The organism is Paenibacillus sp. FSL R5-0701 (assembly GCF_037973995.1).
In the GTDB taxonomy this organism is placed as follows: Bacteria; Bacillota; Bacilli; order Paenibacillales; family Paenibacillaceae; genus Paenibacillus.
Genome location: NZ_CP150230.1, coordinates 4595355 through 4618602 on the forward strand (window position 1 = coordinate 4595355; position 23248 = coordinate 4618602).

Sequence of the window (23248 nt, forward strand, 5' to 3'; positions counted from 1 at the left end):
TTCATATGCCTTGGAACAAACAGGATTATCCGGTATCCATGAAGAACCTGGAACCACGTGTCAGACATAAAGCAATTGAGATTGCCAATGCTCTGCTCGATGACGGGTATGAGGAAGGACGCTCCATTGCCATAGCGACAGCTAAGGCGGAAGAATGGAATGAGAATCATCCCGCACCAGAAAGTTCGAAATCGGACTCCACATCTTCTTCCGATAACTCCAACTCTAAAAAGTCGTCTTCCACAGATCGTCGTCATTCCGAGCCCGTCTCTTCGTCCAAAAGTCATGACAACATCCATGTCGTGCCTACCGACTCCGGTTGGGCGATCAAGGAAGAAGGAAAGTCTACCTATCTGTCGACATTCGATACTAAGGCAGAAGCTGTAGATAAGGCCAAAGAACTGAGTAGCAAACAAAATATTCGAGCGATTATCCATAATCAGGATGGTCAGATTGCTTCTTCGATCAAGCCCTGAATGAATCGGAAAACAACAAAATCCCTTTTGCTGCTGAAGAGCAGTCAAAAGGGATTTTGTATGAACTTTAACTATCAAGACCTGAATATGCATACAGGTTATGGTTGTTCTGAAACGTATGGTTAATTGGATACACCTCTAGCCACCGTAGTCCGTTGTGAAATAGCAGCAGCGTTAACTGCCTTGGCTGCAGCCGATGGCATCGGCAATTTCACAGCCGAAGTTGTAACCACGGTTCCGCGAGCCGGAACACTAACGACGTACGTGATGACTTTGCTGGCAATCCATACGGCCAGAATCGTATATAAAGTTTCTTTTACCGGAAGAAAGAAAAGCGACAATCCCAATACAAAAGCATCGCTGACAAAGAAAACTGTTCCCAGCTTCCATCCCTTCCAGCGGCTAACCAGCACGGCGAGAATATCGTCTCCACCTGTCGCTCCACCGAATCGAAGCACGATCCCAGCGCCTACCCCTGTCAATATACCGGATAGAACTGCCGGAATCCACAGATTTCCGTTAAACGACAATACCAGTGTGGAGTATCGTTCAAAGCCGTCATAGAATAGGGAAAATGCACCGACGCCAAGCAATGCCTGAATCATGAATTTCCAGCCTTTAAGGAACCAAGCCAGGATCATGACCGGAATGTCCAGTAACAACATACCGATAGCAGGTGATAAGCCTGTTGCGTATTTTCCGAGCAGGGCCAGACCAACAAATCCGCCCTCCGATAAATGATTCTGAAAGTTAATGTGATAATAAGCAAAAGCTAAAATAAATGTACCGAGTAGCATAATGGCGAATTTGATCGCCTCTGTTTTAACGTGTTGTAAGGTTAACGATGTTCTCTTCATTCAGGTTCCCTCGCAGTTTGTAGGTTGGTTTTTTAGACCGACCGTACCCTGCAAAAGGTAAGCCTGGAAGAAATCATCGTGTACGTCCTTCGAATATTCATTCCAATCCCCTCTTTCGCAGAGTCAGCCGTTTTTTTGAACCGGTTGGTGTACTCTACAAGGGGCGCTATGTGTATGAGAGATCGTAACGTTTCCAGATCGTCCTTGGGGAGATTGTCCTTCGGGAACTCATGGTATCCTGATCCTTTCTGTTCTGTTGTGGTTAGCTGTGCTCAGTTAAACTGAAAAATAACTACAATGCATAAGCTTGAACATTTAATTGTACACTTACACTTGGATTACAGTACCCTCTTTTGATCGCGGTTATCCCCGGATTTTTGGAATTCCATTTTCCCTCTGGGGAAAATCCGGTGATCGCTTATGCTTCCGAAGCTGCTTTCATTCAAAAAGCTTTCAGGCGAACGCTTCGCTTCTACAGATGGGTTCTGCACTCTTCGTTCCTGTGTAAATTGTAAATCCAACTTACAGCAGTTGCAAGTTCATTCAGTTTAAACACCAAAGCTAACTTGCTTGTTCTTCTATTATATAACACCAACGTGACCGGGTCTAAACAGTAGACCCCTCAAAAACAGGCATAAAGTAGCCTTTGGACTGCTCCAGCAGTCATACGGCAACACCAGGATAAGCAATGCTTGCTAATGGTGCAACCTGCTCCTTTATTCTATGACCAAAGCTTCCAAAAATAACTGTCAGTCACCCAACTGTTACAAATTGGGGCCTTTTTTTATTTTCTTGCGCTTTTTAAAGGAATCATTTTCCTTTCACACATACACTATAGCAAACGTAATCGGCTTATTCTTTGTCCAGTTCAGACGTTTCCAGACTTACTCTGCTGTTTATGGTATAATATAACAATTGAATCCCACTACCGTTTAAGCGAGGCGGATTGATGAAAACGTTAAAGCCAAGAGTCTTTATTGGCTGCTCGCTGGAAGCGAAGCCGATTGCAGCCGCAGTACACGAAAACTTACGTTTTTCAGCCGAAGTTACCCCTTGGTATTCCGGGGTTTTTAATCCAAGCAGCTATACCATGGACGATTTGGAAGTAGAGGTCCGTACGACTGACTTTGCCATTTTTATTTTTCATCCGGATGATATATCCAAAATTCGCGGGAAGTACTACGCGTCGGTCCGGGATAATACAATGCTGGAAATGGGTCTGTTTATGGGTCGTCTGGGACGAAAACGTATTTTTTTCATTCTTCCTGAGGATATTACAGACATCAAGGACACAACCAAGGTCGAAGGATTGCGTATGCCCACAGATCTGCTGGGGTTAAATCCACTCGTATATGAAATCCGTTCTGACGGAAAGTGGGCACCAGCCGTGTCCGTGGCATGTTCCAAAATCGCAGACAGTATTGAGGAACAAGGACGCTGGAGTGATCCAGAATTGGAGAACATCATTGAGGAGCATAAACGCACTGAGGGAGAAGCAAGGTTACAACTGCTTAAGTTGCTGCGGTTCTTTAGGGAATTACTGCGTACCCGCAAAGCAGATGCCAAGATGCTGGAGCGAATGAGCGATGCCTTGCGTACTGCCTTTGTCTCTCATCCTCCATTCGCTGTACGTGGCACAGCCATATACCGTACAGATGACAGTGGTTACATTGAGCAATTATGTGGTAATGTTGGAGAACCGGGGAGAAAGTATGACTTGTCCGCTAACGACGACAAACAACCGGATGATCCCAAGCGCATTCTGGTGATTGATTCTTACCGGGAGAATAAAATCAAGATTAACCTGTATGATGATTACCTTGAGAAAGAGTATCTGCTATGCTATCCTGTAGCCAAGAGGTATGTAATCACCGTTCACATTATTGGACATATTGAAGCGGATGAGGCGGTATTTCAGCAGATTGACCTACAGAATCGTCAACTGTTCAACGCCATCAACGATTTGTTAGGAGGCGAACCGGAATGAAACCGGAAACGAAAAAAATAAGCAAGCGCTGGGGCAGCGAAAAAAAGGTACGCCTCAGTTCTGCGCCCGAATCATCACGACCGGTTCCGGAACCCAAGGAAGAAGATCGTTTCCACAAGCCGGCCGTACCGCTAACTACCATTGGGCCCTCCCTGAAGGGCAAGGAAAGACCTTATAAGGTCATCCTTGAAAAAGAGGCGTTCTACGAAAAGCCTCAATATCTTGCTTAATTTCTGAACACATCATCAAACCTGCCGCTGAATCGGCAGTATTTCATAGGCCCCGCCGCCCAAGGCAGGGGCTTTTTTGTTGCTCATTTTCGCTAAAATAAAACTGCTTCTACTCGTTGACCTGGTGCCATCGTGTTGCGGCAAGGCATCCTTGAATCATGATCGCAATTCATTGCTTGTAATTACTTCTGTAGCAGACTGCATTGCATAAGGCTTATTTGGTTTATGGCCTTAGGTTTCCTGCAAAACCCATAAATTATACCTTATTTTGGAGCAGGTTTGTCCCTAAATCCCTAGCCTCACTCACTATCTGTACCTTTAGGAAAATGCGATAATGTCTGCTTCCAATATTTCTCGGTTGTATTGTGTATCTCTATTACATATATTGATTATAATATAGGAACACATGTTCTGTAAATATAAAATTCCAATTAAAGGTTAAGGAAGTGAACATATGACATCCTCAACTTCCGCCCCATCCCCTGCGGATGAAGACCATCGTCTGATTAAAGGTCTGGTTGTGCGTACGCTTTTGCTGGATGTACTTGAACGAGATATTCTCACACTGGATACGTTGCTGCTGAAGATGCCCGAAGTCTACATTCTGTCGCTGACCCGCATTCAGAACAATGTGCTCAAGGAGATGTTGGCCCTTCGTAAACAGATGAGAACCCGCGGTGTCAAAGTACTGGAAGAGAAACGGGAAGCCGAGGGTATCGAAACTCTGTATATGTGCAGAGGGTATTGGCAACGGTTCTATATGCTGTGGACATTCGCACGCAATGAAGTCAAAAAAGAACTCAGTCGGCATCTGCAGATGGACTTGGCACAGACTTGATACAACTCTGACAATATAGAACCCATTCCCCAGCAAAACAAGTTGACCACGGAAGGTTACGTTCATTAAGATGGAATAGAGATATCCAACCATTCCAATAAGGCATGATATAGTTTCACCGGATATACTCTCAACGTCTTATCAATCAAGGAGCTGTACTTCATGGATTTGAATACACATTCGATTAAACAAACACCCGCACATACAGGCATTGCCGCAGATGTAACAGAACTGATCGGCCAGACACCTGCCGTTAAACTGAACAGACTCACAGGCAGCAACTCTGCTGATGTATACGTGAAACTGGAATACTTCAACCCAAGTGGCAGCGTCAAAGACCGTGCCGCCTACAACCTGATCGTTCAGGCTGAACTTGCGGGACACTTGCTCCCTGGTGCTACCATTATTGAACCGACGAGCGGCAATACCGGGATTGGTCTTGCGATGAATGCCGCCGCCAAAGGATATAAAGCCATTCTGATTATGCCGGACAATATGTCCAAGGAGCGCATCAACATTCTGAAAGCCTATGGCGCAGATGTAGTGCTCACCCCTGCTGCGGAGCGGATGCCTGGTGCAATTCGCAAAGCGAAAGAACTTCAAGCAGACATTCCAGGAAGTTTCATTCCGCAGCAATTCGAAAATCAGGCGAACCCGGACATTCACCGGATCACGACGGCTCCCGAGATTATGCAACAGATGGAAGGCAGGCTGGACGCCTTCATCGCTACGGCGGGAACCGGCGGAACCATTACCGGAACCGGGGAAGAACTGCGCAAGCAGTTACCCGATATCCGCATCTATGCGGTGGAGCCCAAAGGTTCTCCGGTGTTGTCCGGTAGCGAGCCCGGACCACACAAGCTCGTCGGTACAAGTCCGGGGTTCATTCCGGACATCCTGAATACCGACGTGTGGGATGCCATCATCCAGGTGTCCGATGAGGACGCACTGGATACGATGCGGCAGCTTGCTGCTCGGGAAGGGCTTTTGCTCGGCCCTTCCTCTGGCGCTTCGGTGTGGGCCTCCCTTCGCATCGCGAAGGAACTGGGGCCGGGGCACCGCGTGCTCTGCATTGCGCCGGATACCGGGGAACGGTATCTGAGCATGGGTATTTTTTAACACAGCAAAAATCTATGCACATCAAAAAGGGGCTTCCATCTCCCATAAGTCATGAGCATGACAGAGGCCCTCCCTTATTAGCGCTCATTGGTCATTGGTTCTAATGAACCTGACACACGCTATTCGCTCCTATTTGCGCAGGTCTGACGTGTAACGAATCACAGCGACGTTATTTCTCCAAATCGGTCGATTTACAGGCTTAAAAGCTATTTTCGACGGGGTAGCGTTACTGAGATTCGTTAGAATTTACATCACTTCATTATCACCCTAATAAGGTGCGGTAGGTTCGTTAGAATGTTGGAGCGATTGGGAGCGAGGGAATGCCCTCGAAAAAAAGGGAAGAGAAGTACATTGAAGGAACAATCAAAACAAAAAAAGCCCTTGCTCACTTACGGATGGTGTATCCGCAGAGAACAAGAACTTATTTTGGCAAGAAACTTTATCATCAAAAATAAAGCAAGAACATGTAACCTAAGCTGGTTAGTGTGTCAGGGTTGTCCATTCCACACCTTCAGGAAGCAGGGCCGCAATGCGGTCTTTGGCTTCCTTTTTGGTATACAGCGATTCATCGAGAATGACCGCAGAACCGGAATCCGTGCTTGTCCGAATCAGACGTCCGAGACCTTGCTTCACACGCAAGAGCATATACGGAAGATCGATCTCTTCGTATGGTGCTGCCGACGCACTGCGTTTTGCATTGAAGACAGGGTCCTGTGGTGGATACGGAAGCGACCAGATCATGACATTGGATAATGACGGACCTGGAACGTCCAGACCTTCCCACAGATTAACGGAGCATAGCACACTCTCCTCATCCTGCTGGAACGCCGCAATCAGATCACTGATCTCCCGGTCGCCCTCATACATAAAGCGCAAACCTTCTGCTTCAGGTACATGAACGATGTCCTGCTTGAACGCACGTAGCTCTTCCATCGTACGGAACAGAACCAGCGCACGTCCTCCACTCTCCTGAAGTAACGACACCGCATCACGCATGCGATTTTCGTTCTCCGGGTGACCCGGTATAGCTTCATCGGTAATTTTCATCTTCATTTTGTCCGCATAATCATATGGGGAAGCCACCGAGAATGATACAAAATCATCAATGCCCAGGCTGTCCGCCACATAACGGAATGAACTGTCCACAGATAACGTGGCAGAGGAGAACACGATTGGAATACCTGTGTTGAACACACGCTCGTTCAGCATTTCCTTCACGGTGCGCGGCATGATCGATAAGGTCGTCTCATCCTCGCTCTCTTCCGCCCAACAGATGTAACCATCTTCCTTGCGGAACAAGGCAAGCGCAGACTGAATCATATCGAGATGTTCTTCCACAACACGCATCTGGTAACCATCCAGCGAGAACAATCCGCTCTCAAATACCAATTCTTCGCCGATTGCATCCAGCACACTCGTCAGACGTTCAATCTCACGTAGCAGTGGCGGCTCTACCCGAACTTCTTTCCGTTCCGAACCAGGGATCGCGACCGTATACGTATCCAGCAACGCAAACAGTCGCTCACTGCTCTCAATCGCTTCATCCACACACTCCGCGAGGGATTCACGAATCTCTCCTTCTAACAGGCGAGTGACGAGTTCCTCGAAAATGCGGTGTTTCAGCTTGTAGCTCAGTGCGTTCAGGGCTGCTTCTTCCAGCAAATGTCCTTCATCAAATACAACTGAACTGTGATCAGGCAGGAGTGGCAGTTGGCCCTCGCGTTTGCGCGCATCATAGGTCCACACATGCTCCATGTAATAATCATGGGAACAGATGATGATGTCTTTGGAACGACGGTAATGGTCACGCGACAGCGTCAGGCCGCAGCGTTGTCTTTTTGGACAAACAAAACAATCCTGGAACGGATCCCAGTTGATTTTGTTCCACTGACGATCATTTAGATGTGGATACTGTTTACGGTCACCATACGGATGGAAGGCCTGAAGTGTACCCGGGGTATTCACAAAATCCGGAAGGCTCTCATGCACTTCTTCAATAACAGGCGCATCCTCATCCGCAAATCGCATTGCACTTAATTTGTTCAAGCAAACGTATTGGTCCGGTGATTTGCCCAGACGTGCGTCCACTTCCAAGTCCAGATGTGCAGCCAGCTTCGCAATATCTCCACCGGGCTTCACAAGCTGTTCAATCAAGGACTCATCGGCACAGGCGATCACCGCCGGTTTGCCCGTATAACGTGCATAACAGACCGCGTAGAGCAGATAGACTAACGTCTTGCCTGTTCCGACACCGGCCTCCGCCATAATGGTCTTTTTATCTCCATAGGCCCGTTCGAGCTGGTACGCCATAAAAATCTGTTCATCCCGCACCTCGAAGCCGAACTCTGGCAAAATATCGTAAAAAACATCGGCAACCCATTCCCCGAGACGGGATACAAAAGGTTCAGCCGGATCATATGCAAAAGGATAACGTTGTGTAGACAATCCTAGGTCAGCCTCCATTCTTAGACGCGGTCCTCTTTCATTTTCCGTTCAAAAAAGGCCGCAGGGCAAAAGTTAATTATCTCACGCGATGAAGCGGGTGACAAGCTTTTTTTACGAGATTATTTGCGAGGTTTAATGTATAGAACCAATTTTCAGGGAAAATATATACAGGAATCCACTTTAAGGAAAGGCGGTGCTCCACTCCATGAATCATCAGTCTTCACAACCAGAGCATTCCTCAGACAAATCAGCTGAGACATTAACGGATCGACAAGGGCATCCCATTACGGACAATCAGAATGTACGAACCGTTGGTAGCAGGGGACCGACTACGCTGGAGAACTATCATTTTCTCGAAAAGATTACTCACTTCGACCGCGAACGTATTCCGGAACGTGTGGTCCATGCCCGCGGTGCTGGCGCTCATGGCATATTTGAAGCGTATGGAACAGCCGGGAGTGAACCAGTATCGAAGTACACACGTGCACGTCTGTTTCAGGAAAAAGGCAAACAAACGCCCGTTTTCGTTCGCTTCTCTACCGTTATACATGGCGGACATTCACCGGAGACCCTGCGGGACCCGCGCGGATTTGCTGTAAAATTCTATACCGAAGATGGCAACTGGGATCTGGTGGGTAATAATCTGAAAATCTTTTTCATTCGTGACCCGCTTAAATTCCCGGATATGGTACACGCCTTCAAGCCAGACCCGTTGACCAATGCACAGGATATGGAGCGTTTTTTTGATTTTGTATCACTAAGCCCTGAAGCTACCCATATGGTGACATTCCTCTTCTCTCCATGGGGCATTCCAGCGAATTATCGGCAGATGCAAGGGTCGGGTGTTAATACATACAAGTGGGTCAATCAGGAAGGCACAGGCGTACTCATCAAATACCACTGGGAACCGCTCAATCAAGGGATACGCAACCTGCTGCAAAAAGACGCGAGCGAGATTCAGGGACTGAACTTCAACCATGCGACGTTGGATCTGTATCACGCCATTGAACAAGGGGACTATCCCGAATGGGAGCTGTGCGTTCAAGTGATGGAAGACGGCGAGCATCCGGAGTTGGATTTCGACCCGCTGGACCCAACCAAGCTATGGCCGCAAGATCAGTTCCCTTTTCTACCTGTGGGCAAAATGACGCTGAATCGTAATCCCGAGGATTATTTCAATGAAGTGGAGCAAGCAGCGTTTGGCACAGGTGTATTGGTAGACGGGCTGGATTTCTCAGATGACAAGTTGCTGCAAGGGCGCACCTTCTCCTATTCGGATACCCAGCGTCACCGGGTGGGTGCAAACTACCTGCAATTGCCTGTAAATGCACCGAAGAACCGCGTTGCGACGAATCAGAGCGGTGGGCAGATGCAGTATCAAGTGGATCGTGCACCGGGTCAGAATCCGCATGTAAATTACGAGCCTTCGTCGCTCGGTGGCTTAAAAGAAGCAACTCCTCGTGGCAAGGATCATGAACCCTTGGTGGAAGGCCGACTTGTGCGCGAGAAGATTGAGCGAACCAATGACTTTGGTCAGGCAGGAGATACGTACCGGGCATTCGAGGATTGGGAGCGAGATGAGCTGATCAGCAATATGGTTGGCGCATTGGCGCAATGCAAACCGGATATCCGGGAACGCATGATCTCTTACTTCACCCAAGCGGATGCGGATTACGGTCGGCGCGTCTCTGAAGGACTATCCTCTGTACCAACCGATGATAGTGCAACGGTCCAACCGAAACATGAACCAAGTGTCGAGCAAGCAGAGAAACGCAGTCGTGAGACGGACGGATATTAAAATAGCTGGACAGCGTTTAGACTGATAAGTCTGACACGGTTAGTACATTTGAGTATTTTGAGTAAGCAGATTACGTTCTGAATTAAACATAGCCCTGATCGTCAAGTTGCCAGTTGCAGCTGCTATCAGGGCTTTTTCATGACTAGCTTGAGTGTAATCTCCACTTCAGGATGCATGCAGCTATGTATTTTTAATTAAATGAAGTTCATATGAGTGGATCGAAGGTAAGACTTGTGCTCGTGGGATGGAAAAGCGTACTTCTCTACGTTCATTTCAGATGATTCTTCGTTAAATGAGAGCTATCACCCAATGGAAAGATTACATAATTCACGTGATATTACAGGCATTGGAAGCTTGCAGGCCTGACCTGCCTGCATGTACCTCCATCTGATCAGATGATTATTGATGATAACGCTTACAACATTTACCATAAAGCTGTGTCCTAGAGATTACACCTAACCAGCCGGCATGATCTATCTCATAGGTAACGGTCTGGGTACACGGCTACCACATGCTCTTCATTCTATTCCCAATTAACCAAGGAGGTTTGCGTAATGAAATTATTCCCATCTACATCTACTCATGCATCTGTACGATCCGAACGTTCTCTGAAATCGAAAATGGCCCAGATCTGTCTGAGCGCCGCGTTCCCTCTATTATTGATTGGTGGTGGATCGGTCGGTGCTGAGGAACTGATCGAGAGCAGCTTGCAAAATCCCTCTGAATCGGTGGCGACTTCGAATATCACACTTGCTACGGGTGATCTGTATGTCGCTCCTAATGGCTCAGCCAGCAATCCGGGCACCCTCAACAGCCCTACGTCACTGGCTAACGCATTAACCCAGATCGCCCCAGGCAAGACTATCTATCTGCGCGGCGGCAACTACAGCTTTTCTCAGACTATTACCATTGAGCGTGGCAATAGCGGTACATCCGGACAACGTAAAAACCTGGTGGCGTATGGATCGGAAAAACCGGTATTTGATTTCTCAGCCCAGGCTTTCGCTTCCACCAATCGTGGACTGCAAATGTTCGGAGACTACTGGTTCGTCAAAGGGCTTGAGGTGAAGGGTGCGGGCGACAACGGCATCTTCATCGGAGGCAGTTACAACCGTCTGGAGCAAATTGAGGCCCATCACAACCGGGATACGGGTATTCAAATGGGACGTTATGCTTCCACAGCCGCCAAGAGTGAATGGCCTGCATATAATGAAGTGATTCGTTCTTACTCCCACAACAACTATGACCCCGATGACGGCGAGGATGCAGACGGTTTTGCGGCCAAACTGACCGTAGGCCCGGGCAACGTGTTCGACGGTTGTATTGCGGCCTATAACGTAGACGATGGCTGGGATCTGTATAGCAAAACAGACACAGGTGCCATTGGCGCGGTTACGATCCGTAACAGCATCGCCTATGCGAACGGGGCAACCGCAGACGGTACTTCTACCTCCAACAGTGATGGCAACGGCTTCAAGCTCGGCGGCGAGAAGATTGCAGTGAATCATATCGTTGAGAACAGCATTGCGTTTAACAATAAAAAGCACGGCTTCACCTACAACAGCAATCCCGGTTCGATCCAGATGAAAAATAACACCTCCTGGAACAATGGGCAAAGCAACTTTGCCTTTGATGTAGGCACCCACATCTTCACCAACAACCTGTCCTTCCAAGGCGGCGCCAGTGACAAAACAAGCGGAACCGACGTCAGCAGCACCAACGTCTGGTGGAAAAACAAAAAAAGCGAGAACGCCAAAGGCCTGCTCGCCAGCGCAGCCGACTTTGTCTCCCTTGTCCCTTCGGTAACACGTAGCGCGGACGGAACGCCTGTCTTGGGCAATTTCCTGAAGCTTGCGAACGGCAGTGATCTGATTGGATCGGGTACGCCATCTGGTAAAAATATTGGAGCGCGGTAGGTGGTAGGTAATAAGATAAAAGAATAATTTAAAAGCAAGTCCCTCCCCCAATGCCAGCCTAATCGGTGGTAATGGAGGAGGGGATTTTTGAATTGCTGTGAATTGTCTGCCGCTGGCTTATGAAGTAGGTAAATACTCACGGTTTAGCTAAAACCTCAATCATCAGTCTGCCGCCTGTGCGAAAACCTTGCTCAAACGCTGCTTCCACATACATAGATGTGGACTGCCCGATCAAGTCGATCAGTTTCTCCAAAGCATCGTATTCTGTATCTGTGAGATTTGTTTTGTAGTCCTGCATCATGTCCGATATCTGGCGATTGATCTCTTGATACTCGGCCTGCTCAGGATGAATCGACTCGTCCAAACGCAGGTTCCCGTGAAATAAATCTTCGATCAGGTTTGACATGTTATCCTTCATGGTAAGTTCACCTCAGGAAGATTGTACATCAAGGAAAAGGTAATGAAGGGGAATTAGCGTGAAATCCGCTAAACCTCAGCAAGGTGAGATAACAAAGCAGATCCGAAAAATATTATTAATGTATTCAAATAATTTTAAGGTATTCCTGTATTGGTCCCATTTTAGTTTTCTTAGAAAAAAACATAAACTCTTCCCCCTCACTTGCAGCAGCAATTGAATAGTTAAGATAATATTTCGTGTGTTCATGTTTTTTATAAAGTTGCTCAATTTCATTAGCCACATCATAAGTTAAGATCCAATACCGGTTTTTCATTGTATAATTAATTTTTTTGGCTAATTCAACATGATCTTCATGAGTGTAGAAATTCGTGTAGAGATTAGGCCCTTTATCATAGTAAGGAGGATCAAAAAAAGTGAGTGACTTTCGTGTTTTTGTAATCTCCGACTCAATAAAATCTTTAGCATCGTAATTATAGACTTTAATTCTACTCCCTAGTGAGGCAATAACTTTAATTCTGTCAATTATTTTTTCTTTATTAAACCTACAATTGAGTTTGTATTTCCCCTCTTGTTCTTTTCCTCCAATTACACCAGCTTTGATAATTCCTGATCTATTAGTTCTATTCATAAATAAAGTAGAAAAAGCTAATTCTAATTCATCGGCACTACTTTTATTAGCTTGAACTTTTCTCTGGAGATACCATTGATCCATATCTATTGGAGTTTCACTGATTAGTCGTATTAACTCCTCTGAACGTGTAACAATAGTATTCCAGAGAGCATAAATTCCACGATCATAATCATTTATAATAATTTTTTTAACATCGTTATTAATGAGGAGACGCAATGCAACAGCAGCACCTCCTGCGAACGGCTCAATGTAAGTAGATATGTTATTTTCTTGTACTAGATGTTTGACATACTGATATGTCTTATCTTTACCGCCTGGATATCTTAATGGCGAAAGACTGGCCATTTTATCACCTCGATGTTATGATAGCAAATTCAATGAAACATGGCCAGGAAACCCTTATGGCTGGTTCAAGTGTAAATAATTATGGAATACCAAAAGCAAGGGAGTAATCCTTAGATTTACTCTTTCAACTAACTCATTATACACAGAAGCTGAGCTATCATGAGTAATTAAATTGAGATAATCATAAAGTTTATCTGATTCAATGGAATTTAGGAAATTTTTAGTTGGTTGAAATTTCAACTTATTTTCCCCATTACAAATTTGAGTTAGTAGGCTTGGGTTAGTAAGATGAGTTTCTACTAAATACTTTAGATTTTGCTTTGCGTTTCCATGGTTAGTTAAATTCCTAGTTTTAATAACCTTATCTATTGATATTTCAAGTAACTGTCTAACAGACGAGGAAATCATATATCTATATTTATGAGCATGGTCAAGAGATTGTATTTCTTCAATAAGCATATTAACATTGGTGTTAATATTTATTTTTACTTGCCCCTCAGTAAAAGCTGGAAGTGACTTGAAAAATTCATTTTTTGGGGGATCTATTTTAATTCTTTTCTTCGGAAGAACTACATTAATTTCAACAGCCTTTGACACAGAAACATCATTATACTCTAGCTTTGCTTGTACATAGTATGTACCTTGTGAAGCATCCCCAGAAAAAATATTTTGTCTTATCAATTTTTCTTCTGATTTAAATGTTATATAACTCAATAAATTTTCACCATTTGTATCGGTTGCATATTCAACCAGCTCCATTAAATCGTAATCATTATACAATTGTATAGCGACTTTGTTTTGTTTTAGAGATAGGTTCAAATCATACGTGTTATCTTTTGATTCATCTTCATCCTCGTCTTCATATTCAGTGTCAGAATTGGTTTTATTCTCATCATTAGTTTGTTGATTTTCATCATCTTCTGGCTCCGAATTAGAGCCATCGCTTTCACCATTTTTAGTTTGTGAACCGTTGTGATCATCATTCTTAGAGTCATTAGAACTAGAATCTGAGTCGGAATTCGCATTTAATTCTATTGGTAAGATATGAGCAAAAAAAGCTGATGTCAGATCCGCTGTATATACATCGGAAACAGTTCCTCTCTCATCTAAGAAGTATTCAATCATCTCACATACTTTTTTGAAATGGGCTACGTTTTCAACATCAATTTTTTTTCCGCGTTCTAAATTGAAAATTCTCGATCTTATGTCAGCAAACGTAAAGATACGTTCAAATGTCGTAGCTAGACTTAGAGCTTTAATTTGATTGAATAGCTTTTTTCGATTAGAGGTTATTTCTAGTTTTTTATAGATTAGATTGCCGATATTGCTAGGTTTATTAAAGAATTGAGAAGCAAATGTACTTTTTTCATTGGATTCCCATTTTAACTGGCCTGCTCCTTCTTGTTCACCAGAATGAATTTTTGCTACATGATTAGCCATTGATTCTGGATCTGTATATAACTTAGTATTGACAACCCAAGTTTTGGGGTCTGTTTGCAAACTCGCTTTCACTTTGTTGATAAAACGATAGGTAGAAGGATAGAGGTCTTTAATGATTTCTGCAGTATTCTCAGTCATAAGCTTTAAAGCTGTTAACCTACGATTTCCATCATGAACAATGAATTCCTCACCTTCTTTTAAAACAATAAAATCTTCAAGTACTCCCCCGGTTTCAATAATATCCGAAATAAGAGTTTCAATCTTCTTAGGGCCTACTTTCTTTAACTTAAAAAAGGTTAAGATTGCTTCTTCTTCTGAATTAACAGGTTTGGGGAATCTAGGATTTGTTTTTGACAAGAACAAATCTGTCACTAACATTTCCTTTAATAAAGGCTTTTCATACATATATATTCCTCCATTACTTATGGTATCTAAAGTTCCCATTCCATTGTCTGGAGGGAGGGCAAAGTCAATATCCATTTAAGTATAATACTAAAGTCCTTATTTGGCGATAGTTTCCATAAACCGATGATAAGAAAGAACTATATAATCACTTTTTCAATTATTGTATCTATGTGACTGATTGCCACGCTTGGATTGACAATCCGTCGTACAACAAAACAACCCTTGAATGTTTATCAAGGGTTGTTTTGTTAGTTGTATTTCGTTCCGATCCTTAGAAATTAGTATTTGGGATTCTGATAACACCAATCCGGGTCGTACGGTAAAGATTTTAGTTTTTGTATGTCCTCCCGGTTGTATACCCAATCATTGTCTGCAATCCAGAAATAATCATCAGGATTCAGCTTGAGATATTCGTAAATAAAATGAAGTATTAACTCTTGATTACCATATATATCCTCAATGTGCCCGACTTGGCATAGTGATACATTAGGATCTAAACCTATATCTTTGTGATAATAAAATTCAGTGCTTGGGCTACTAATGCTGTGAATATGGAAAACCAATGAGGATTCATAGTCCCCTGTAAATGACTTATTATCAATATTCAGCGTTGTATACAGGAACTCCACTTAATTTGTATACGTTTTATTGTTATAAAAATAGAGAGCTGCGTCCGAATGAAAAGCTGCAACTATAGTATCAGCTAGAGGCTGATCTGGAGAATATTTATCTTTCTTTGTTAAAATAACAGCTGAAGTCCCCATTTTCATTTCTCCCTATTCCGAAGTGCAGTTTATCTGGTGAGACCACATTACAGGCAAGTTCGAGCATAAAATCATAACTTCGTTGAAATCTTCTTTATATTCAATGGTATACCTGTATTTAATCATGTTTGTATCTCCAATCTTCTTAATACAACGGATAAGCCGATGTGATCATATCAATATAGCCTACAATAATTTATTCAGCACCTCTATTTGCTGTCCTCTCACCTTCTTTGGTTTATTTTCTGCATACAAAAAAGCTCGTTCCTCACAACATTCAGGTGGGAAGAGCTTTCGGATTTTTATAACATCAATCGGGGTCATACGGCAACGTTTTTAGTGCTTTCATATCTTCCCAACTGTACACCCAATACTTGGACTATGAATACTATGGACGTATAAGATAAACGAACTTTCGTTGTTCCTCCAAATGATTTATGATTCACAATCAGTGAGTTAAGAATGTAAACCCAATCTTTTTTTTACCATATCTAATAAATTATAAATATCCTGTTTAGCTTCTGGGTGCTCCTCCACGTACTTCTCACTGTAAATCATCAAATAGTTATAAAATTCATCATGCTCCATCACTGCCATTACATCTTCATCGTATGCTGGAGGCTCTCCAATAAAACACACTTTCTGATCACCAATATACTCTTCCTCTTCTGGCATATGATAGGATGAAAATTGTACCTCCAGTGGACCTGAACCATAACCATGTCTCTCATGATCTCCGAAGTATGTTAAAGCTCTCGGAAAATCAATAATCCAGAAATAAGATTCGACTAATCTATCTATTTCAGCTTTTGTTGCCAATATTTTATACATCATATCTCTCCTCCGATATTAATTAAAAAGCAGGATCAAAAAGCTTTATGTTCCCTTTGTCGTAATTTAGAAGTTAGTCTTTGGGTTTTTATAACACCAATCCGGGTCGTACGGTAAAGATTTCAGTTTTTGTATCTCCTCCCGGCTGTATACCCAATCATTGTCCGCAATCCAAAAATAATCATCAGGATTCAACTTGAGATATTCATAAATAAAATGAAGTATTAACTCTTGATTACCATAGATATCCTCCATGTGCCCGACTTGGCATAATAATAAATTAGTATCTAAACCTAAATCTTCGTGATAATAAAAGTCAGTACTTAGGCTATTAATGCTGTGAATATGGAATATCAATGAGGATTCATTGTCCCCTGTAAATGACTTATGATTAATATTCAGCGTTGTATATAAAAATACTCCTTCATTTGTATACGTTTTGTTGTTGTAGAAATAAAGAGCAGATTCCGAATGAAAAGCTGCAACAATCGTATCAGCAAGGAGTTGTTCTGGAGCATATTTATCTTTCTGCGTTAAAATAACAGCTGAAGTGCCCATGAGATTATAATCTCCTCCCTCAAACTGGAACCAATCAAAGTTTTAATAAACATTAAGATTCAAATGTGGTTCTATTAGGGAAAAATCCATTTTCTCTAATGAAACAAACGGATAACCTTTGTGCTGCTCTATCGAAATAAAATTTTGTTGCAATGTTTGGGTCAGGAATCGGGTCTAATTCTGTAAATTTCCTTGTTATTTTATTTAATTCTATTCTCCCCATAACATTCTCATTTGGACCAAATTTATAAATAACCTTTTCCTCATCTTCCATTTCCTTAATTAACAAAACGAATGAAGCCAATATGTATCTCCTCCTTATGTTACACGGACGACCTGATCTTTTGCAGTTGTTCGCAAGCTGGAGCAATTAAATAGTACCCCAATATCTCAGCATTTCCTTATATTCCCATAGGGAACCACAATTCGATCTAACTCAATCATCTCTAGAATTTGGTCCGTTGTTTCAACTAAGGGATAGTTCTCATTAAAAGCAATATCATAACCCAGTTCATATCGCGTTTGTTGATAATATTCTAAGAGTTTTTGTACGAAATTTTGCTGCAATTTATTCCAATTTTTCATTAAAAGAGTCTTCCTCAATTTTTTTGCAAATCCTCTAGGTTCACACGCCATACAATTGTATTCTCAGAGAAGTTAGTAGATTTGTTCTCATTGTAATGTTGTATTGCAGCATCCCCCTTCTTTGTTATCTACAACATGGCCGGAAAACGAAGATATGACAAACAGGTCAATCATCGTGGTACCTAACTAAGATCAACCTGTTTAATGTAATGAAATTAATATTTAAGATTCACATTTTTCTAAAAACCATCTCCTAGCTTCTTCTTTTTCTAACAGCAATGGTTTTTCCGGTGTGCCAATATTTATACTCTGAAAAAAAGCTTCTTCTATCCCTTTAATACCCTTTAGTGTTACTCCGTTTAACAACGTATCTTTAAATGTCGATACGCTTATATCTATATTTTCTAGTCTTGCATTTCTAAAATCGGTTAAATGGAAAGATACATTAATCAGATTACAATCAACTAAACATGCGTTATTAAATGCTGCTTCCCAACAATCACCTTTACTGAATCTACTATTTTTAATGATGCAGTTGGAAAAATCCGTATACCTGAGATCTGATTTATAAAAATCACATTTATCTAAACATGTATTGATAAAAGTTGATGAGGCTAATAATGATGAATGAAAATCAATATTTTCCAGTTTGAGATCATCAAAAGTGCAATCTATTAAATAGGATTGTTCAAGTAATACATCAGATAAGTCAAAAACTCTTAAATCAACTTCATCTAACTTTAACTGCTCACCTTCATCACCAATTGTCTCAACCCACTTTTTATGCAAATCAAACATATTGATAATATCTTTTTCTTCCATTTTTCCACTCCTTTAGGGGAACCATAATATTCTATCTGCTATTCCTTCTTTATCAATTGCTTTCTTCAGTTGTTCAATATGCTCTGGCACCATTTTTTTCGTATCAATAATTACGTCATGCCCCTTAGCAAATTCTTCATGTATTTTTTGCATACCATTTTGAATAGTAAAAGCACCCTTTTTAGGATTGGTTATAGGTATTCCGTTCCTACCACTTGGATATGATTCAAAACTCTTCACGTCCCACTTTATGCCCGTAGTGGTATCAATGAACTCTGCGCCCTTATCTGCTTGTGGATCACGTATTATTCTCCCTAAATCACCTCTTGCTTCTAATTGTAATCCAACATCTCTTTCATTTATATTTTTGGGTTCTATTTTCCCACCACCAGAAGGATCTCGAGCCAAATCATCCAACTCTTTGTGATTCCTGCCTCCAGTATAACTATCTTTAACCATCCCTTTAATATTACTATCTTTCCTCACTTCAGCCGCTTCCAAATTCTTTTTAATCTTCGCTACAGCTGGATGAGAAGAAGGTACGCGAAACGGCCCTTTGCCACCCGGCATACTCCCGCGAACCATCTGAAATGCCATAAATAGTTGGCTGAATTTCAGAGAAGTCAGCATCATCTGAGCATACTTATCGGATACAGGATCGCCTGTGAAGGGATGAATTCTATTTTCAAAAGCTTTGATCTGCATCGCATAAATATCTTCCCCGGGCGCTTCAGCATCCGTAGCTTGCATCCGATTGATATCCAAATGCCCCTGATCCTTCTTATATGCCTGAAGGGCTGCCTGATCCGTAACACCATTCTCGTTCACAGGCATCCACATCAGCTTCCCATACACATTGACTTGCGCCATCCGGTAGCCTTTATCCTCCGTACTCGCATCATTACCCAAGGTCTTCATCATTACTCCCGCACCCACAGCGCCAACAGCACTTCCAAGACTCATCTTTTCAGCATCGACATTCTCAAATCGCGTAGCGATCTCCTTAAGTTCCTTGGAGATGCCCACCATACTCTCCAGTGCTTTATCCAATATAGGGCGCGACTGTTCAAACTCATAGTAGAATCGCTCCTGCGTCGCCCCCATCCACATCATCTGAACGAACATGATCTGTCTCGTCAGTTCACTGCGAATATGCTCCAACTGTTGTCTGGCCTGATCCACCTGATTGGATACATGATGTAGTTGCTCAGGAGTCACCTTAATTGTACTCATCCGTTTTCACCGCTCATCTGATATATGATTAACCTATGTTAGCAGAATTTTAATGGCAATTACATCCGGCTAACCTCCTGATTTCACTGCATGAATCCACGCTCAGAATGATTTATATCCGTCCCTCAGCCCCATAACATTTCTCTGCAGGTGTATACATGTTCCTGAGGGTTGTCATTCAATTTGATGACTCAGGATACTGCGGCATTTTACTGCGATCAACAGCAGACTTTAACAATTCATGGCATTAATGAATAAACTTGACTTGTGCCGACGAATAGGTGTACTATATGTTTGTATAAATGGAATATATTACAATTTAAATATTTATTTTGGAATCTTATATTAACAAGATGGGTATCAGAGCCTAACATAACTAAGATATCAATGCGTATAAATGAGTTTTACATTTTGTCTGCAACACATAATCATTGGCAGGCATTCATTTTACATATACATTCCTACTTCATAGAGTTTTCTAGCCTGTAGAGTTCTACCTCCTTAATTTCTTTTTTAGTAAAGAAAAAAGGGGAAGAACCATCTTTAAAAGAGAGGAGGGCAAGAGGCTTTAACTGCAAGCAGGTCTATTTGTCGTAACCGCATGTTTTTGTTAAAGAATACCCATAACAAGAAAGGTGGAATTTATTGCTATGAGAAAATTGATTAGTTTAGCTCTTATTCTTGTTCTAGTGCTTTCATTTAATGTAGCTGCCTATGCAGACGGTGATGTGACCCAAGCCAAACCTATGACAAAGGAAGAAATTATTAATTCCAAAGAATTCCGTGAAGCTGTGAAAGCGGCTAAGGCTGAATTTGAATCGCAGAAGGCTGATAATGCGGGTGGTCCAGTTCTGTTTGCGCCTGCTCCGAAAGTATCTCACATTAATGTATACGGTGTCGTATCTCCTAATGGCGGCCAAGAAATTTACGGCTTCAATAACAACCCGCTCTCCACAACCAATGATCATGGTGGGGCTTGGATTCAGTGTATTACTTTCCAGATCGGTTATGACAGCAGTCACTACGGCACACTCGCCGGCAATACAATGACAAACAACTGGTCTGAAGCTATTGATCTGGACGGTGATCGTGTCGTAGATGCTTGGGCCTATTCTTGGGTTTATGAAGCCCCTAGTACAGGGGGACAATTTGTAGGAACGGTCTATTCCATTAATATTCCAACACAGTGGACCGCTTGGATTAATGTTCGTTAACAGGAAGGATGTAATATGAACATTGGAGGAATTGGCTATCCTGGTTCTATCCTGAGGAATACGGGAAGTAAGCCCAAAAGCTCATCAGCTTTGGACACAGATTTGATTCTTGATCAGACGCAGGGATATACATCCCCTGCGTCTTTTCTCATTGTGACCTTAAAGGGCGCGACTTTGTATAGAAACCCACCGTTGCACTGTAGGCTACTTTCCCTCTGCTTGTATGAATACATACGTACTCTCGTCAGATCGCTCTTCTGAAAAGGCAAAGTTTAACCGATCAAAGTTTCTTACGTCCTTCACCTCTGCAATCTTATGCTCTGCCATATAACGTACCATTTCACCTCTGGCCATTTTAGCCCAGGTTGCCTTTTCAACAAGCTTCCCATTGACCATTTGTCCGAATACACAAGTAATGAACCGGGTTTCCTCACTTAGAAAAGGCGTGATATTTTTGCTATACTCTTTGGACGCTAGATTTAGGATGTAGTTGCTTTCCGACTGAAGCTGATCTGCGAGTTTGCTACCCCAGAATTGATAGAGCGATTTGAAACCTGGACCTTGCAGCTTGCCCTGCATCTCCAACCGATAAGGAGTAACGCCATCCAAAGGCCGTAACATGCCATAAAAACCGGATAATATGCGTAAATGCTGCTGAAGATACGCCAGTTCCTCATTTTGAAAAACACCTGGAGCCATATATTGATACTGAATGCCCTCATAGGCATAGATTGCTGGTGTCAGATTTGCTTTTATATTCATATTCTGAATCCGCTCCACGTTCTGTTCGGCGATTGCATCGTTACACTTCCACATCGCTTTGAGTTCGTCATAGGATAACTTTTGAAGCAGACTCAATAGCTGTTCTGACTCGTTTATAAACTGCGGCATCTGTGCGATAGCCATAAGATCGGTATCAATCTTCATCTTTTTAGCTGGTGATATGATAATTCTCATCGTGCTGATCCATCCTTAATCTACCGTTGTTTTTGTCGTTATCCATTGTACAGGATTGGACAGGTGAATCCAATGCCATGGCTTAACTAAATCCCTCATGGTACCTTTGAAAAGACTTAAAATGAACAAGTCAGCCCACGATTGGACCGGCTTGTTCATTAGAATTCAACACATTAAATTGGTGAGAAAGCAAGGGGTGCATTTCAAACCGCTATTAGGGAGATACGCTCCCCCCGCCGCTATTTTGCTCAGTTTTTGTAGTCGGCAATTGAATCATTGGCGTATTTGACCCACTTACATATGGAAGGGCTCCATCCCATTTCTTAATGGTTTCATATTCAACGAGTTGACTCGACAATGATTGTTGAAGTTCTTTATTTGCTTTAGCTTGACCTTCTGCTTCGATCAATAGTTTGTCTGCATTACCTTGCGCTTCCACGCGCTTACGATCTGCTTCTTTCTTGGCGATCTCCAGTTCAGTCGTTTTACGTTCCAGTTCTTGAGAAGCTTCGACACGCTTATCGATTGCTTCCTGAGTCTTGGCGTCAGGTTGAGGAACACCTACAGTAACGTTGGATACAATAAAGCCTAACTCTTTAACGTCATCAGAAAAACGTTGTTGCACGTCTACTCCTGCTTCGGATGACTTTTCACCATACACATCAATGACTGTAAACTTGGAAATCCCCTTACGAGCTGCGTCACGGAAACGTGTTTTGAGATATGTATCCTCAATTTCTTGAATGCTAATTGGCCCAAATGTATTAAAGATAGAAGATACTTTACTTGGTTCTACTTGGTAGTTGTAAGCAAAATCGATTGTGATGTTTTTCCCGTCAGAAGTAGCAATCTGAATATCTCTGTATTCCACCGTTTGAATTCGGATCGGATATTTCGTCACTTTATCAAACGCTCCAACGAGTTTCCACCCTTGACTCAGTGTGCTATCTTTTACGCCTCCATTTGGTGAATAAACGACCCCAACATATCCATTAGGAATTCGTGTTAAAAAGAAGGTCACCATTAGCACTCCCACAATAATAACTAATGCAACCGCAATTGCCCCTACCCTAAACGTCTTTGAATTTTTCATCACCATTCTCCTCTTGTTTGAATTTATTGTATTTCTTCAAAATTCTACTACCTATTTTATTGAATAGCGGGAACATTAATGACCATAGAATAAATGCTAGGATAAAAATTAAAATGATTCCCCCAATAAATGGCATATCCGTCCTCCCCTCTATGGATCTAACCGAGTACAAATTTATAAATGGTAACTAATTTTATCCTCCTTTATATATACTTTGTAAATTCATATTAGGTTTCAAGGATATTCCGCGCTTGAACTACTATTAGGTAAAGTAGAGAAGAAAATA

At 42.5% G+C, this 23248-nt stretch carries 20 protein-coding genes and 2 pseudogenes; 8 read left to right on the plus strand and 14 right to left on the minus strand.

Translation table 11 applies throughout. The features are described 5' to 3' along the window. The first annotated feature begins 5 nt into the window (after positions 1–5). A complete protein-coding gene (locus MKZ13_RS20270; protein ID WP_339177708.1) occupies positions 6–476 on the plus strand; it encodes a DUF2188 domain-containing protein in 471 nt (156 codons plus the stop codon). A 122-nt stretch (positions 477–598) separates the two neighbouring features. Here the strand turns inward: MKZ13_RS20270 and MKZ13_RS20275 are convergent, their stop codons facing one another. Continuing rightward, complete coding sequence (locus tag MKZ13_RS20275; protein ID WP_036614465.1) at positions 599–1333, minus strand: YitT family protein; 735 nt, start codon at positions 1331–1333, stop codon at positions 599–601. Positions 1334–2282: 949 nt separating this feature from the next. On the opposite strand from MKZ13_RS20275, the gene MKZ13_RS20280 reads away from it, so the two are divergent. The 4 genes from MKZ13_RS20280 to cysK all read left to right on the plus strand — a co-directional run bounded on the left by MKZ13_RS20280 (position 2283) and on the right by cysK (position 5507). Continuing rightward, complete coding sequence (locus MKZ13_RS20280; protein ID WP_083677397.1) at positions 2283–3320, plus strand: nucleotide-binding protein; 1038 nt, start codon at positions 2283–2285, stop codon at positions 3318–3320. Next, positions 3317–3550: a hypothetical protein gene (locus MKZ13_RS20285; RefSeq protein WP_017687536.1), complete on the plus strand. Its 234-nt coding sequence runs from the start codon at positions 3317–3319 to the stop codon at positions 3548–3550. Before MKZ13_RS20280 ends, MKZ13_RS20285 begins: the two co-directional genes overlap by 4 nt. 454 nt (positions 3551–4004) lie before the next feature. After that, the gene (locus MKZ13_RS20290) at positions 4005–4388 is read left to right on the plus strand and encodes a hypothetical protein (RefSeq protein WP_127545591.1); all 384 of its coding nucleotides are present in this window, start codon (positions 4005–4007) and stop codon (positions 4386–4388) included. 162 nt (positions 4389–4550) lie between these two features. After that, entirely contained in the window at positions 4551–5507 is a 957-nt protein-coding gene (gene cysK / locus MKZ13_RS20295; protein WP_339177713.1) for a cysteine synthase A, read from the plus strand. Positions 5508–5987: 480 nt separating this feature from the next. Here cysK and MKZ13_RS20300 read toward each other — a convergent pair whose 3' ends face one another. Then, a complete protein-coding gene (locus tag MKZ13_RS20300) occupies positions 5988–7952 on the minus strand; it encodes an ATP-dependent DNA helicase (protein WP_235200822.1) in 1965 nt (654 codons plus the stop codon). Positions 7953–8157: 205 nt separating this feature from the next. On the opposite strand from MKZ13_RS20300, the pseudogene MKZ13_RS20305 reads away from it, so the two are divergent. Beyond that, positions 8158–9657: pseudogene (locus MKZ13_RS20305) on the plus strand (catalase); the annotation flags it as partial. A 647-nt stretch (positions 9658–10304) separates the two neighbouring features. Further along, positions 10305–11666 carry a right-handed parallel beta-helix repeat-containing protein gene (locus tag MKZ13_RS20310; protein WP_339177716.1) on the plus strand — a complete coding sequence of 454 codons (1362 nt, stop codon included), beginning with the start codon at positions 10305–10307 and terminating at the stop codon, positions 11664–11666. 136 nt (positions 11667–11802) lie between these two features. Here the strand turns inward: MKZ13_RS20310 and MKZ13_RS20315 are convergent, their stop codons facing one another. From MKZ13_RS20315 to MKZ13_RS20355, 9 genes and pseudogenes are all read right to left on the minus strand, one after another. Beyond that, entirely contained in the window at positions 11803–12084 is a 282-nt protein-coding gene (locus MKZ13_RS20315; RefSeq protein WP_339177718.1) for a DUF6809 family protein, read from the minus strand. Positions 12085–12208: 124 nt separating this feature from the next. Beyond that, positions 12209–13060 (minus strand): DNA adenine methylase, encoded by an 852-nt coding sequence (locus tag MKZ13_RS20320; RefSeq protein ID WP_339177720.1) that lies wholly within the window; start codon positions 13058–13060, stop codon positions 12209–12211. Positions 13061–13114: 54 nt separating this feature from the next. Beyond that, positions 13115–14980, minus strand: coding sequence for a hypothetical protein (locus MKZ13_RS20325; RefSeq protein WP_339177723.1), 1866 nt, complete (start codon positions 14978–14980; stop codon positions 13115–13117). A 1145-nt stretch (positions 14981–16125) separates the two neighbouring features. Beyond that, a complete protein-coding gene (gene cdiI / locus MKZ13_RS20330; RefSeq protein ID WP_339177726.1) occupies positions 16126–16503 on the minus strand; it encodes a ribonuclease toxin immunity protein CdiI in 378 nt (125 codons plus the stop codon). Positions 16504–16566: 63 nt separating this feature from the next. Continuing rightward, complete coding sequence (locus MKZ13_RS20335) at positions 16567–17058, minus strand: hypothetical protein (protein ID WP_339177728.1); 492 nt, start codon at positions 17056–17058, stop codon at positions 16567–16569. 52 nt (positions 17059–17110) lie between these two features. Continuing rightward, a complete protein-coding gene (locus tag MKZ13_RS20340) occupies positions 17111–17362 on the minus strand; it encodes a hypothetical protein (RefSeq protein WP_339177730.1) in 252 nt (83 codons plus the stop codon). A gap of 89 nt (positions 17363–17451) precedes the next feature. After that, positions 17452–17646: pseudogene (locus tag MKZ13_RS20345) on the minus strand (DUF2004 domain-containing protein); the annotation flags it as partial. Between the two features lie 219 nt (positions 17647–17865). Further along, on the minus strand, positions 17866–18465 hold the full coding sequence (locus MKZ13_RS20350) for a pentapeptide repeat-containing protein (protein WP_133385454.1): 600 nt from the start codon (positions 18463–18465) through the stop codon (positions 17866–17868). A 12-nt stretch (positions 18466–18477) separates the two neighbouring features. Further along, positions 18478–19698: a WXG100 family type VII secretion target gene (locus MKZ13_RS20355; RefSeq protein ID WP_339177732.1), complete on the minus strand. Its 1221-nt coding sequence runs from the start codon at positions 19696–19698 to the stop codon at positions 18478–18480. Between the two features lie 650 nt (positions 19699–20348). Here MKZ13_RS20355 and MKZ13_RS20360 point away from each other — a divergent pair. Further along, the gene (locus tag MKZ13_RS20360; RefSeq protein WP_339177734.1) at positions 20349–20912 is read left to right on the plus strand and encodes a DUF4879 domain-containing protein; all 564 of its coding nucleotides are present in this window, start codon (positions 20349–20351) and stop codon (positions 20910–20912) included. Between the two features lie 204 nt (positions 20913–21116). Here MKZ13_RS20360 and yaaA read toward each other — a convergent pair whose 3' ends face one another. The 3 genes from yaaA to MKZ13_RS20375 all read right to left on the minus strand — a co-directional run bounded on the left by yaaA (position 21117) and on the right by MKZ13_RS20375 (position 23098). Continuing rightward, complete coding sequence (yaaA, locus tag MKZ13_RS20365) at positions 21117–21869, minus strand: peroxide stress protein YaaA (protein ID WP_339177737.1); 753 nt, start codon at positions 21867–21869, stop codon at positions 21117–21119. Between the two features lie 214 nt (positions 21870–22083). Next, the gene (locus MKZ13_RS20370) at positions 22084–22962 is read right to left on the minus strand and encodes a prohibitin family protein (RefSeq protein WP_083669817.1); all 879 of its coding nucleotides are present in this window, start codon (positions 22960–22962) and stop codon (positions 22084–22086) included. Beyond that, positions 22940–23098, minus strand: coding sequence for a hypothetical protein (locus MKZ13_RS20375; protein ID WP_165789856.1), 159 nt, complete (start codon positions 23096–23098; stop codon positions 22940–22942). The genes MKZ13_RS20370 and MKZ13_RS20375 overlap by 23 nt, the downstream gene beginning before the upstream one ends. Positions 23099–23248: the final 150 nt, after the last annotated feature.

Coding starts and splice junctions, on each gene's coding strand:
- MKZ13_RS20350 (WP_133385454.1), bottom strand. CDS start 18,465: ATGGAAGAAAAAGATATTATCAATATGTTTGATTTGCATAAAAAGTGG.
- MKZ13_RS20375 (WP_165789856.1), bottom strand. CDS start 23,098: ATGCCATTTATTGGGGGAATCATTTTAATTTTTATCCTAGCATTTATT.
- MKZ13_RS20285 (WP_017687536.1), top strand. CDS start 3,317: ATGAAACCGGAAACGAAAAAAATAAGCAAGCGCTGGGGCAGCGAAAAA.
- MKZ13_RS20370 (WP_083669817.1), bottom strand. CDS start 22,962: ATGAAAAATTCAAAGACGTTTAGGGTAGGGGCAATTGCGGTTGCATTA.
- MKZ13_RS20315 (WP_339177718.1), bottom strand. CDS start 12,084: ATGAAGGATAACATGTCAAACCTGATCGAAGATTTATTTCACGGGAAC.
- MKZ13_RS20275 (WP_036614465.1), bottom strand. CDS start 1,333: ATGAAGAGAACATCGTTAACCTTACAACACGTTAAAACAGAGGCGATC.
- cysK (WP_339177713.1), top strand. CDS start 4,551: ATGGATTTGAATACACATTCGATTAAACAAACACCCGCACATACAGGC.
- MKZ13_RS20290 (WP_127545591.1), top strand. CDS start 4,005: ATGACATCCTCAACTTCCGCCCCATCCCCTGCGGATGAAGACCATCGT.
- yaaA (WP_339177737.1), bottom strand. CDS start 21,869: ATGAGAATTATCATATCACCAGCTAAAAAGATGAAGATTGATACCGAT.
- MKZ13_RS20270 (WP_339177708.1), top strand. CDS start 6: ATGCCTTGGAACAAACAGGATTATCCGGTATCCATGAAGAACCTGGAA.
- MKZ13_RS20310 (WP_339177716.1), top strand. CDS start 10,305: ATGAAATTATTCCCATCTACATCTACTCATGCATCTGTACGATCCGAA.
- MKZ13_RS20325 (WP_339177723.1), bottom strand. CDS start 14,980: ATGGATATTGACTTTGCCCTCCCTCCAGACAATGGAATGGGAACTTTA.
- MKZ13_RS20320 (WP_339177720.1), bottom strand. CDS start 13,060: ATGGCCAGTCTTTCGCCATTAAGATATCCAGGCGGTAAAGATAAGACA.
- cdiI (WP_339177726.1), bottom strand. CDS start 16,503: ATGATGTATAAAATATTGGCAACAAAAGCTGAAATAGATAGATTAGTC.
- MKZ13_RS20335 (WP_339177728.1), bottom strand. CDS start 17,058: ATGGGCACTTCAGCTGTTATTTTAACGCAGAAAGATAAATATGCTCCA.
- MKZ13_RS20360 (WP_339177734.1), top strand. CDS start 20,349: ATGAGAAAATTGATTAGTTTAGCTCTTATTCTTGTTCTAGTGCTTTCA.
- MKZ13_RS20355 (WP_339177732.1), bottom strand. CDS start 19,698: ATGAGTACAATTAAGGTGACTCCTGAGCAACTACATCATGTATCCAAT.
- MKZ13_RS20280 (WP_083677397.1), top strand. CDS start 2,283: ATGAAAACGTTAAAGCCAAGAGTCTTTATTGGCTGCTCGCTGGAAGCG.